The organism is Kibdelosporangium banguiense, assembly GCF_017876405.1.
In the GTDB taxonomy this organism is placed as follows: domain Bacteria; phylum Actinomycetota; class Actinomycetes; order Mycobacteriales; family Pseudonocardiaceae; genus Kibdelosporangium; species Kibdelosporangium banguiense.
This window is the reverse complement of sequence record NZ_JAGINW010000001.1, coordinates 6292344-6304002: the sequence shown is the minus strand read 5'-3', so window position 1 is coordinate 6304002 and position 11659 is coordinate 6292344. Positions and strand designations below refer to the sequence as shown.

At 67.9% G+C, this 11659-nt stretch carries 11 protein-coding genes; 2 read left to right on the top strand and 9 right to left on the bottom strand.

What is annotated here, in order from left to right:
- The first annotated feature begins 80 nt into the window (after window positions 1-80).
- Window positions 81-533 (top strand): DUF1707 SHOCT-like domain-containing protein, encoded by a 453-nt coding sequence (locus JOF56_RS29645; RefSeq protein WP_209642765.1) that lies wholly within the window; start codon window positions 81-83, stop codon window positions 531-533.
- Here the strand turns inward: JOF56_RS29645 and JOF56_RS29640 are convergent.
- Window positions 524-877, bottom strand: coding sequence for a VOC family protein (locus tag JOF56_RS29640; protein ID WP_209642764.1), 354 nt, complete (start codon window positions 875-877; stop codon window positions 524-526). The genes JOF56_RS29645 and JOF56_RS29640 overlap by 10 nt on opposite strands.
- A 162-nt stretch (window positions 878-1039) precedes the next feature.
- Between JOF56_RS29640 and JOF56_RS29635 the strand changes: the two genes are divergently transcribed.
- Entirely contained in the window at window positions 1040-3856 is a 2817-nt protein-coding gene (locus JOF56_RS29635) for an aconitate hydratase (RefSeq protein WP_307855314.1), read from the top strand.
- Between the two features lie 62 nt (window positions 3857-3918).
- Here the strand turns inward: JOF56_RS29635 and JOF56_RS29630 are convergent, their stop codons facing one another.
- The 8 genes from JOF56_RS29630 to JOF56_RS29595 all read right to left on the bottom strand — a co-directional run bounded on the left by JOF56_RS29630 (window position 3919) and on the right by JOF56_RS29595 (window position 11650).
- Window positions 3919-4134: a hypothetical protein gene (locus tag JOF56_RS29630; protein ID WP_209642762.1), complete on the bottom strand. Its 216-nt coding sequence runs from the start codon at window positions 4132-4134 to the stop codon at window positions 3919-3921.
- A gap of 130 nt (window positions 4135-4264) precedes the next feature.
- On the bottom strand, window positions 4265-5200 hold the full coding sequence (locus tag JOF56_RS29625; protein WP_209642761.1) for a DNA-3-methyladenine glycosylase family protein: 936 nt from the start codon (window positions 5198-5200) through the stop codon (window positions 4265-4267).
- Window positions 5201-5465: 265 nt separating this feature from the next.
- On the bottom strand, window positions 5466-6044 hold the full coding sequence (locus tag JOF56_RS29620; protein WP_209642760.1) for a TetR/AcrR family transcriptional regulator: 579 nt from the start codon (window positions 6042-6044) through the stop codon (window positions 5466-5468).
- Window positions 6045-6189: 145 nt separating this feature from the next.
- Complete coding sequence (egtD, locus tag JOF56_RS29615) at window positions 6190-7161, bottom strand: L-histidine N(alpha)-methyltransferase (protein ID WP_209642759.1); 972 nt, start codon at window positions 7159-7161, stop codon at window positions 6190-6192.
- Window positions 7158-7919, bottom strand: a complete 762-nt coding sequence (gene egtC, locus JOF56_RS29610; protein ID WP_209642758.1) for an ergothioneine biosynthesis protein EgtC — start codon at window positions 7917-7919, stop codon at window positions 7158-7160. The genes egtD and egtC overlap by 4 nt, the downstream gene beginning before the upstream one ends.
- Before the next feature lie 4 nt (window positions 7920-7923).
- The gene (gene egtB / locus JOF56_RS29605) at window positions 7924-9258 is read right to left on the bottom strand and encodes an ergothioneine biosynthesis protein EgtB (protein WP_209642757.1); all 1335 of its coding nucleotides are present in this window, start codon (window positions 9256-9258) and stop codon (window positions 7924-7926) included.
- Window positions 9255-10478 (bottom strand): ergothioneine biosynthesis glutamate--cysteine ligase EgtA, encoded by a 1224-nt coding sequence (egtA, locus tag JOF56_RS29600; protein WP_209648561.1) that lies wholly within the window; start codon window positions 10476-10478, stop codon window positions 9255-9257. Before egtA ends, egtB begins: the two co-directional genes overlap by 4 nt.
- Window positions 10479-10570: 92 nt before the next feature.
- The gene (locus JOF56_RS29595) at window positions 10571-11650 is read right to left on the bottom strand and encodes an FAD-dependent monooxygenase (RefSeq protein WP_209642756.1); all 1080 of its coding nucleotides are present in this window, start codon (window positions 11648-11650) and stop codon (window positions 10571-10573) included.
- Between the last annotated feature and the right edge of the window lie 9 nt (window positions 11651-11659).

Sequence of the window (11659 nt, the reverse complement as noted above, 5' to 3'; positions counted from 1 at the left end):
CCGCCCGGTACGGGGGCAGCGGTGTCTCCAGCCACGAAACAAGCCGTAACGAGAAGGCTTTCCGCCCATACAATCCGGGTATGGATGATGCGGGCATCCGGATCAGCGACACCAAGCGCGACGAAGCCATCTCGACACTGGGCAAGCACATGTCCACGGGTCGCTTGGAACTGAGCGAGTACGAGGAGCGTTGCGGACGCGCGGCCACCGCTCGCACCAGGGGCGAACTCGAGGCGCTGTTCGAGGATCTGCCTGCCCCGCATCCCGACCTCAGCTCGGCCACGCCGCCCGCGGTCAAAGCCACCGCGCCCGCCCGCAGGTCCGCGAAGGATGTCGGGAAAACACCGGCGAACGCCGCCTTCGAGGCTCTCGGCGCGCTGAGCTTCATCGTCGGCATCCCCGGCGCGACCCTGCTGACCATCTTCCTCGGGATGTGGTGGGTGTTCTTCCCGGTCATCGGCATGCTGATCATCGCGGGCGCGATGTCCCAGGCCACCAAGAAGCCGGAGAACCGACGTCCCGGTCAGTCGTGAATGAACTCGATGCGGTTGCCGACCGGGTCGTAGGTATGAAGCCGGCGCCTGCCAGGGATCTCGGCCGGGTCGGCCCATACGATCTCGCAACCCGCGGCGTCCAGCGCGGGCACAAGCACGTCCAGATTCACCATGAACGCCGGGTGGGCCTTGCGGGCAGGCCGGAAATCGGCCTCGACACCCGCATGCAGCTCTCCCCCGCCGGGAACCTGGAACCAGCAGCCGCCGCGAGCGGCCAGCAGCGGAGGCTTTGCCAGTTCGGCCCAGCCGAGCACGCCGTGATAGAACGCCCGTAGTCGATCTTCGCTGCCCGCCGGACAAGCCACCTGAACGTGATGGATCACGTGTGTCCCATCCCTCGTTGTCGCCGAATACAGGACAAGCGTACTGTTAAAGACGAGATGGGGGTCGGGGTCTGCGAGCCCGGCAGGGATGCGCGAGACTCGGCCTATCCCAGAACTGACTTTGCTGCCACCCGCACACCGGCGCGCGAGATGGAGTTGGACGTGACTGCACCTACGAGCAAGGACAGCTTTGGTGCCCGCGGCACGCTGACTGTCGGCGACTCCTCATACGAGGTGTTCCGGCTGAACGCGGTCGAGGGCGCCGAGCGCCTGCCGTACAGCTTGAAGATTCTGCTGGAGAACCTGCTTCGTACCGAGGACGGTGCGAACATAACCGCCGGCCACGTCCGCGCGCTGGCCGGCTGGGACCCCAGTGCGGAGCCCGCCACCGAGATCCAGTTCACCCCGGCCCGTGTGGTGATGCAGGACTTCACCGGCGTGCCCTGCATCGTGGACCTGGCCACCATGCGTGAGGCCGTCACCCAGCTGGGCGGCGACCCGGACAAGGTCAACCCGCTGGCCCCGGCCGAGCTGGTGATCGACCACTCGGTGATCGCCGACATCTTCGGCCGCCCGGACGCGTTCGAGCGCAACGTCGACCTGGAGTACGAGCGCAACAAGGAGCGTTACCAGTTCCTGCGCTGGGGCCAGACCGCGTTCTCGGAGTTCAAGGTCGTCCCGCCGGGCACCGGCATCGTGCACCAGGTCAACATCGAGCACCTGGCGCGCGTGGTCATGACCCGCAACGGCCAGGCTTACCCGGACACCCTCGTTGGTACCGACAGCCACACCACCATGGTCAATGGCATCGGCGTGCTGGGCTGGGGCGTCGGTGGCATCGAGGCCGAGGCCGCCATGCTGGGCCAGCCGGTCTCCATGCTGATCCCGCGGGTCGTCGGCTTCAAGCTGCACGGTGAGCTGCCCCCGGGCGCGACCGCGACCGACCTGGTGCTGACGATCACCGAGATGCTGCGCAGGCACGGTGTGGTCGGCAAGTTCGTGGAGTTCTACGGCACCGGCGTGTCGGCTGTCCCACTGGCCAACCGCGCCACGATCGGCAACATGAGCCCGGAGTTCGGCTCGACCTGCGCGATCTTCCCGATCGACAGCGAGACCATCGACTACCTGCGGCTCACCGGCCGCGACGAGCAGCAGCTCGCGCTGGTCGAGGCGTACGCCAAAGAGCAGGGCATGTGGCACGACCCGGCTTCGGAGGCCGCGTACTCCGAGACGCTCGAGCTGGACCTGTCCACTGTGGTCCCGTCCATCGCCGGCCCGAAGCGCCCGCAGGACCGCATCGAGCTGGCGTCGGCCAAGCCCGCCTTCCGCCAGGCGCTGCGCAACTACGTCGCGCACACCGAGGAGCAGTCCACCTCCGCTGTGGACGAGGCGATCGACGAGACCTTCCCGGCCAGCGACCCCACCTCGCCGCACGAGGGTGAGAACGGTGACGGCAAGCCGCGCGTGGCGTACTCGGCCGCCGAGGGCAGCGAAGGCCGCCCCAGCAGCCCGACCACGGTCACAGTCGACGGCAACACGTTCGAACTGGACCACGGCGCGGTCGCGATCGCCGCGATCACGTCGTGCACCAACACCTCCAACCCGTCGGTCATGATCGGCGCCGCGCTGCTGGCCAAGAAGGCCGTCGAGCGTGGCCTGGAGCGCAAGCCGTGGGTCAAGACCACGCTGGCACCCGGCTCCAAGGTGGTCATGGACTACTACGAGCGCGCAGGCCTGCTGCCGTACCTGGAGAAGCTCGGCTTCCACCTGGTCGGCTACGGCTGCACCACCTGCATCGGCAACTCCGGCCCGCTGCAGGACGAGATCTCCGCGGGGGTGCAGGAGTCCGACCTCGCGGTGGTGTCGGTGCTGTCGGGCAACCGCAACTTCGAGGGCCGGATCAACCCGGACATCAAGATGAACTACCTGGCCAGCCCGCCGCTTGTGGTGGCGTACGCCCTGGCCGGGTCGATGGACACCGACATCGTCAAGGAGCCGATCGGCACCGGCTCGGACGGCCTGCCGGTGTACCTCTCCGACATCTGGCCCTCCCCGCAGGAGATCCAGGACGTGGTCACCACCGCGATCACCTCGGAGATGTTCACCAACGACTATGCGGACGTGTTCGCCGGTGACGACCGGTGGCGCTCGCTGCCCACGCCGACCGGCAACACCTTCGAGTGGGACGCGGACTCCACCTACGTGCGCAAGCCCCCGTACTTCGAGGGCATGCAGAACGAGCCCTCGCCGGTCACGGACATCTCCGGCGCCCGGGTGCTCGCGCTGCTGGGCGACTCGGTCACCACCGACCACATCTCCCCGGCCGGTGCGATCAAGCAGGACTCCCCCGCCGGGAAGTACCTGACCGAGCACGGCGTGGAGCGCAAGGACTTCAACTCCTACGGTTCCCGTCGCGGCAACCACGAGGTGATGATCCGCGGCACCTTCGCCAACATCCGGCTGCGCAACCTCCTGTTGGATGACGTTCAGGGCGGCTTCACCCGCGACTTCCTGACCGACGGCGCGCCGCAGACCACCATCTACGACGCCTCCGTCGCCTACGCTTCGGCCGGCATTCCGCTGGTTGTGTTGGCAGGCAAGGAATACGGGTCGGGTTCGTCGCGTGACTGGGCCGCGAAGGGCACTTCGCTGCTCGGTGTGCGTGCGGTCATCGCCGAGTCATTCGAGCGCATCCACCGCTCGAACCTGATCGGCATGGGTGTGCTGCCGCTGCAGTTCCCCGAGGGCGAGAACGTCTCGTCGCTGGGCCTGGACGGCACCGAAACGTTCGACTTCGCCGGTGTCACGGTCCTCAACGACGGCGAGACCCCGCGCACGGTCAAGGTCACCGCGACCAAGGCCGACGGCGGCAAGGTCGAGTTCGACGCCGTGGTCCGCATCGACACCCCCGGTGAGGCCGACTACTACCGCAACGGCGGCATCATGCAGTACGTGCTGCGCAAGATGGTCCGTTCCTGAGTAGCTCTCCGGACAAGCGGCCTCGCGGGACACCCGCGGGGCCGCTTTTCTTTCCGCTGAACTCATCCGGCTCCCACACTGCGCCGTTTGAGGACATAGGGCAGCACGAACAGGTACAGCCCGCTGGCCAGCAGCAGGAAGAGCGGCGGCAACGGCAGGTAGACGATCCAGTCGACCGCCACCTGCAACGCCAGCGCGACCGAAGTGACCAGGACCGTCACCGTGAACGTGACGGACAGCCAGCGATGGGTCTGCCGAATCCACTTGTCGCGGTGCATGGGAATCTCCTCGAAGCAGTCCGGGCATGTGCCGGGTTTTCGGACTTTCAGCCGGTTTCAGGCGTTGCGGTAACGCTAGGTGCGGCCGTCTGCCCGGTGCTTCTCGATTCCTGACCAGGTTCGCCTGCCTTCAGGCGGGTAATGCCGCCATCTCGCCGCGGGCCCGGAATAACACGGAGACCCACGTTCGGTACGGCTTCCAGTCTTCGGCGACTCGTTCGAGGTCGGTCACCGATGGCGAGGTGAGGCCGTAGGCGGTGGTGACGGCCTTGTGCAGGCGGGGTTCGGCGGTGGCGAAGACATCTGGGTGCCCGGCGCCGCGCAGCAGGATCAACTCGGCGGAGAACGTGCCGATGCCGGGTAGCTGGGCCAACTCGCGCAGGGCGTCGGCGGCGGGGATCGAGCGCAGGTAGGCGGCGTCCAGCTGTCCTTCGAGGGCGGCCTCGGCCACGCCGCGCAACCGGCGGTTCTTCACGTCGGCGACCAGGGGCACGTGGTCGAGTTCGAGAAGTCGCCGTGGGGCCGGGAACGCATCGAGCTGTATCCCCGACAGCTCGGCGGCCCCGGCCGGCACGGCGACCTTGACTCCGACCCTACGCGCGATCTGGTCCTTGAGCGTAGCTGCCTGGGTCATCCGGACCCGCTGGCTGAGGATCGACCAGCAGGCGGCCTCGTACGGCGAATGGAACAGTACTGGTCGCAGGCCCGGCAGGCCGGCCTGCAACTCGCGGATCACCCGATCTCGTCGCGCCAGCTCCGGGAAACCCGCACCATCGACATCCAGCGACAGGATCCGCCGCACATGCCCGACCGCGGCCGGCACATCCGCCGGCGACGCGGTCAACCGCACCTGCACCGGCCCGTCCGGTTCACACTGGCGAACCACCGCCCCGACCGGCCGCCACGACGGCGACGCCGGGAACGCGAGCCGCAGCGAGCCACCCCCTTTGTCCACATAGGACTGCCGCCCGGCCGGTGTGAACCCTTCCAGGAACCGTGCTGACGCACCGAGATCGAACGGTCCCGACACCGGCAGGTCGATCCACTCGCTGAGCATCGCGGTCATCTGTTGTCCCCTCCTCTGAGCGCCTGTGTGCACACCATCGCAGAGGGGTCCGACAATTCTTGATTGCCTCGCTTCGCTCGGCGGGCTTTGTCGCCAAAGCCGGCCGTTTCCACCCCGCCCCACGCAACCGGCCTCTTCGCCCGGGGCCGACCGCCGCCGGGGCTGGGGCGACGCCGGGCGCGTTGCGGCGCGTAAACGACCAGCGCGACAAAGCCAGCCCGCTTCTGATGTCCGCCAGTAGTTCAAGTCTTCGGATTCGCGCAGGTCAGTCCGAGATGTCCAGGAGGTAGGCGCGCAGTACGCGCTTGAGTTCGCCGGTGATCTCGGTCCGGGTGCGGCCGGAGGCGCTCAGGACCGCGGGCAGCAGGGCCTCGAAGATCTTGACGGTGACCAAGGCGATCAGGCGGCGTCTGCTGGGGTCGAGTTCGGGGACGCGGATGGCTATCAGGCCGTCGACCTGGTCGGTCACTGCCGACTGGAGGCGTCCGGAGAAGTGGAAGACCGCGGTGAAGCCATGGTTTTCCGAGGCTATCCGAATGGCCGGGTCGACCATCTGATTGATCACGTCGTCCAGCGGCACACCGGCGATCCGGCGATCGGCGGCCTGGTCATGGGCGACGGCCAGTGCGGCGATGTACTGGTCTGCCAGGGCTTCGGCCATGGACTGCTTGTTGGGGAAGAACTGGTAGAGAGTGCCAGGTGAGACGCCTGCGGCCGCGGCTATCGCGTTGGTGGTCGCGGCTGTGTAGCCGTCGGTGGCGAAGACGTCCGCGGCGGCGTCCAGTAACTGGGCTATCCGCCGCTCACCGCGGGCCTGTCTGCGGCGAGGTTTCACGGTCTGCATGGCCACCTCCTCAAAACAGGCGAGAGGCGAGTCCCTGCTCGTCTGACGGAGGGTAACGACCCTGTACCGGATATGACAGTGGTCATCACGAATAGGCGGTCACCACGCAGGAACGTGGTGACCGCCGGTTCAGATGAACGAACGGCTAAACAGCCTGGGAGAGTGACAGCCCGAACCGATCGCCTGAATCGGTCCACCACCGGGTCACCTCGAAGCCCGCCTCGGTCAGCTCCGCGGCGATCCCCGGACGCCGGAACTTCGCGGAGATCTCGGTCCGCAACTCCTCCCCTTGCTCGAACGACACCTCCATACCGAGCGCCGGGACGTGCACGGTCATCGCGCGCTGGGCCCGCAGGCGCATCTCGATCCACTCCTGGCCCTCGTCCCATAACGCGACATGATCGAACGCAGTCACGTCGAAGTCCGCACCCAGTTCACGATTCAGCACGTGCAGCACGTTGCGGTTGAACTCGGCTGTCACACCGGCCGAGTCGTCGTAGGCCACGCGGACGACCGAAGGGTCTTTCACCAGGTCGGTGCCCAGCAGCAGCCACTCCCCCGGCTCCAGCACGTCCCGCAGCGACGACAGGAACTTGGCGCGCTCGGCGGGAAGCAGGTTGCCGATCGTGCCGCCGAGGAAGGCCACGATCCGCGGCGCCTCCCCCGGCAGTAACGCCAGATGTTCGGTGAAGTCGCCGACCACCCCGTGTACCGCCAGATTCGGGTAGTCGACGGCCAGAGCCGCCGCCGCGTCACGCAATGCGGTGCTGGACACGTCCAGCGGGACGAACTGGTGCAGAGTGCCCTCGTCACGCAGGGCGTCGAGCAGCAGCCGGGTCTTCTCCGACGAACCCGAGCCCAGTTCGACCAGCGTGTGCGCCTTGCTGGTCGAGGCGATCTCGCCGGCGCGGTCGCCCAGGATCTCGCGCTCGGCCCTGGTCGGGTAGTACTCCGGCAGACGGGTGATCTGCTCGAACAGGTCGCTGCCGCGAGCGTCGTAAAACCACTTGGGCGGCAGGGATTTCGGGTTCGCCGACAGCCCCGCGCGCGCGTCCGTGGCGAGCGCGCGGGCGGCATGGTCGTCAGCCAGGTGAACGTCGATCACCGGGTCGGTCATTGCGGTTCCTCCAGTAGCGCCCGCACGGCGAGCGAAAGCGGGCCAGGGCAAGCGCTGGCCACGACGATGTGACGATCCGGGACCGGCGTCCATCGCGGATCGGTGTCCCACGGCTCCGACGCGATCATCACGGCCTCCTGCGTGACCAGCGTCGAAAGCGAGTGGGTCCAGGCGGTCGCGACCAGCGACCGCCCGTCGGTGAGCATCAGGTTCAGCCGTGAGCCGGGGGCCAGGTTCTCGACCTCCAGCACGGTTTCGGCGACCGCGTCGGCCGGCGCCTGTCCGTCGCGCAGCCGGTGACGGACAAGCGCCCACAACAGTGCCGCGTCGGTCGGCGCGTCGAGCGTCATCAGGTCTGTCACGGGAAGGCGCGAGGCCAACGCGGCGACCGACGACGGCCAGCCACGCACAACTCCGTTGTGGCTGAACAACCATTGGCCGTCGGTGAACGGCGCCGCGGCGGTCTCGACCACCGGCATGCCGACGGTCGCCGATCGCACGGCCGCCAGCACCCCGGTCGCCAGTACCGGCCGGAGCAGGCCCTGCAGCGCCGCGTCAGTCCACATCGGACTGGCGCGGCGGTACACGACCGGTCCGGCGCCGGCGAACCAGCCGACGCCGAACCCATCGGCGTTGATGGTCCCGCCCGCGCGCATGTCCGCCGGTGCCCAGCTCTGCCGCAGCAACGAATGCGGCGGATCGAGCACCAGACCGGCCACGGGCACGGCAGGGCCCAGGTAACCCAGATGGCGGCACACCGGGCTAGCGCGTCTCTTCCGGCCCAGGATCGCGCGCTAACCGGAATCCGCTGAAGATCTGCCTGCGGATCGGGTAGTCCCAGTTGCGGAACGTGCCACGGCAGGCCGCCGCGTCCGCGCCGAACGAACCACCCCGCAGCATCTTGTAGTCGGCTCCGAAGAACACCTCGGAGTACTCCTGGTACGGGAACGCCACAAATCCCGGGTAGGCGTGGAAATCACTGCTCGTCCACTCCCACACGTCCCCGATCAGCTGAGCGACGCCCAGCGGCGACTCCCCGCGCGGGTACGCCCCGATCCTGGCCGGACGCAGATGCGCCTGCCCCAGATTGGCGTGCTCGGGGCCGGGATCCTCGTCGCCCCACGGGTATCGGCGGGATCGGCCGGTCGCCGGGTCGTGCCGCGCCGCCTTCTCCCACTCGATCTCGGTGGGCAGCCGCTTGCCTGCCCACGCCGCGTACGCCTCAGCTTCGTAGAAGCACACGTGCACAACGGGTTCGTCGAGCACGAGCGGCTCGACCACGCCGAAACAGTCACGCAGCCAGCGATCGCCGTCCCGCACCCAGAACCGCGGCGCCCGCAGGCCGGTCTTCCGGTTGTAGGCCCAGCCTTCCTCGCTCCACCACTGTGGCCGGTCGTATCCGCCGGACGCGATGAACTCCAGGTATCCGGCGTTGGTCACCGGGTACTTGTCGATCACGAACGCACCGACCTCGATCCGGTGCGCAGGCCGCTCGTTGTCCAGGGCCCACGGCTCGACCGAGGTCCCCATGGTGAACGGCCCGGCTGGTACCAGGATCTCCTTGTCGAGCACGGGTCCCGGCGGTGCGGGCGGCATCGGCGCGTGCAGAACCGGTTCGCCGTCCCGCAACTGGTGCGTGGCCAGCATGGTTTCGTTGTGCTGCTGCTCGTGCTGCACGATCATGCCGAACGCGAACGCGTTCTCCACCAGCTTGCGGCCCTCTAAAGGCGTGCTGGCCAGCACGTCCATCACCTTGGTACGCACTTGCTGCACGTACGAACGGGTCTCGGCCGGCGAGAGCAACGGCAGCGCCGGCCGGTCGGATCGAGGGTGCTGGAAGGCGTCGTACATGTTGTCGATGTCGTCGCGGACCGGCTCCCTGCCGCCGACGTCCCGCACCAGCCACAGCTCCTCCTGGTTGCCGATGTGCGCGAAGTCCCACACCAGTGGCGACATCAGCTTGGAGTGCTGCTTGACCAGGTCGTTCTCGTCGACCGCGTCGGTCAGTGCGGTACTGCGGGCGCGTGAGCGGGCCAACTGCCCGGCTACGCGGTCGCGTAGCGATTCCGTGTCGAGTTCCCCGAATGAAGTGGTCATACCTGGTCCCTCTTCTCGCGCAGCCTGCGTTCGATGTCGCCGGTCACCTGGTCCGCCAGTCCGGCGGACAGGCCCGTGGCGCCCAGACCGGCCAGGCCGATCTCGGCGACCCGTGTGGCGGCCTTGGCGATCGCCGGGTCTCCCAGCCCGTCACGCGCCGCTTTCAGCCAGCGGTCCGCGACCGGGGTGCAGACGTCGATCACCGCGTCCACCTGAGCGGGCGTGGCGAGCAATGCGACAAGCAACGCCGCAGGCGAAAGCCAGTTGTCCCCCTGCTGCGCGTCGATATAGCGGATCTCGAGGTAGCCCTGCGCCCGCACCGGCGGGAACAGCGTCGAGAGGTGGTACTCGAGATCTCCCACAGTGGGCGCGCGGTCGAGCGCGCCGTTGATCCAGTCGGCGAAGGTGACGCCGCGCGGCGCCTCCCAACATCGGCCTTCGCGTCTGACACACAGCAACGGCGTGTCCAGTACCCGTCGTGCCCAGCCCGCTGCCGGGTCGTCGTCGATCCGGCTGGGGTAGGTCCGCGTCGGGTCCGTTCCCAGCACCGCTCTCAGGCGGTTGGACGCCCAGCCGGTGGTCCGGCCGAGCATCCAGGGCGAGTTGGCGAACAGCGCGGCGAGCGGCGGGCCAAGCAGGTGTACGGCGGCCCACCGGGCCGCGAGGTCCTGGCGTTCACCGACGTCGACGCACAGCTGGAAACCCGCTGTGCTGCACATCATTGTGATGCCGTCGGTGCCTAAAGGCTGGAAGGCCTGCTCCATCGCGGCATAGCGAGGAGTGTCCAACATACGTCTGGGTGTCCGATATGGATCGATCGCCGACGAGCCCAGCTCCAGCCCTTGGGCCGCGAGCAGGTCGGCGAGATGTCCGGTGTCGGCGGTGACGGTGGCGTGCAGGGCGGTCAGGGATTCCTTCGGCTGGGCCGAGATCTCGACCTGACCACCGGGCTCGGCGCTGAGCGGTGAGCCACCTGGCAATGGGAGGTGCGGGCTGTCGTCCCGCAGGGTGCGGGGAGTGTGCTGGTCGAGTGCTTTGACCAGCAGGTCCGCGGTCAGTTGTCGCGACGGGTCGTTGACATGATGGACTGTCCATTCCAGCTCGACGCCGGTCAGGCGCGGTGGGCCGTGTTTGAAACAGACAGAGGCGACGTAGGCCTCGGCTTCGACCCGCTCTCGCAGCGGGCGGAACTCGGGCCCGTCGATGGGCGCGTCTCGCATGATGGTCACGGGTGTTTCCTTTGCGGAGGGTCTCCTTGGTCGAACCTCGATCGACGCTACCCCCGGGGTCCGACAAAAGCATGGCGGCGACCTTACGACCGGGTGCTGGACCAGCCTCGATTACTCAACGTAGCGAAGTTTTCGGCGAGTCGGAGCAGCGTGTCACGGGCAATCGCAAAGCCCGGCCGCATCGTCAGCGCCCCAGTCAGGCGTGCGGTGGCCGCAATTGCCTGAGAAGGCTTGCGGCGCAAGGAATCGAAGCGTTTCAGAGCCGCCTCGGCGTCGGTCATTGTCGCCAGACAGCGCCCCAGCACAGCACCGTCCAACAGCGCCTGACAGGCGCCCTGCCCCAGGTCAGGAGTCATGGCGTGAGCCGCGTCACCGACCAGGGTGACCCGGCCGCGGACATACGACTTCAGGGGTGGACCGACGTAATAGAGGTCATGCCGGATGATGTCCGATTCGTCCGTGCACGTAAGGATTTCCGGGATCGGGTCGCACCAGTCCCCGAACAGCCGCCGCAACTCGGGCATATTCCCCTCGGGATACCGCCGCCCGGCGGGCGAGAAGACCGGCGCGAACCAGTTCGTCCGGCCGCCTTCCACGCCGGTGACGCCGAATTTCCGGCCCCTGCCCAGGGTTTCCCCGCTCGGCCCGAACTCGCCGGCCACCAGCCCGCGCCAGGCCGAGTACCCGGCGTACCGCAGTCCGTCCGGCACACCGAAAACCTGCTTGCGGACAACGCTGTTGATGCCGTCGGCACCCACCACAGCCCGGTTGCGGCGGACCAGACTATCCACATCAGACACCACGACCCCGGTCCGCACGACACCGCCGGGCAGCGCGCCAAGCAGGAGTTTGGTAAGCGCACCACGGGAAATCAACCGGACCGGCTCGGACAACCGGCGCGTGGTGTCGATCCGTGTCAGGAGACGGCCGTCCGGTCGGCGGAATACGGCTTCCGTCTGCGGCACACCGATTTGACGGACTTCGTCGCCAAGGCCGAGGGCATCGAGTGCCCGCATCGCGTTCGGCCACATCCCCAGCGCAGTCCCGGCGTCGGCGACCGCGTCCTGCCGTTCGAGCACGCTTACCGGCTGCCCGGCCCTGCTCAGGGCCACCGCACACGCCAGCCCACCGATCCCGCCGCCGACCACCACCGTCGTGTCCATATCGCGAGG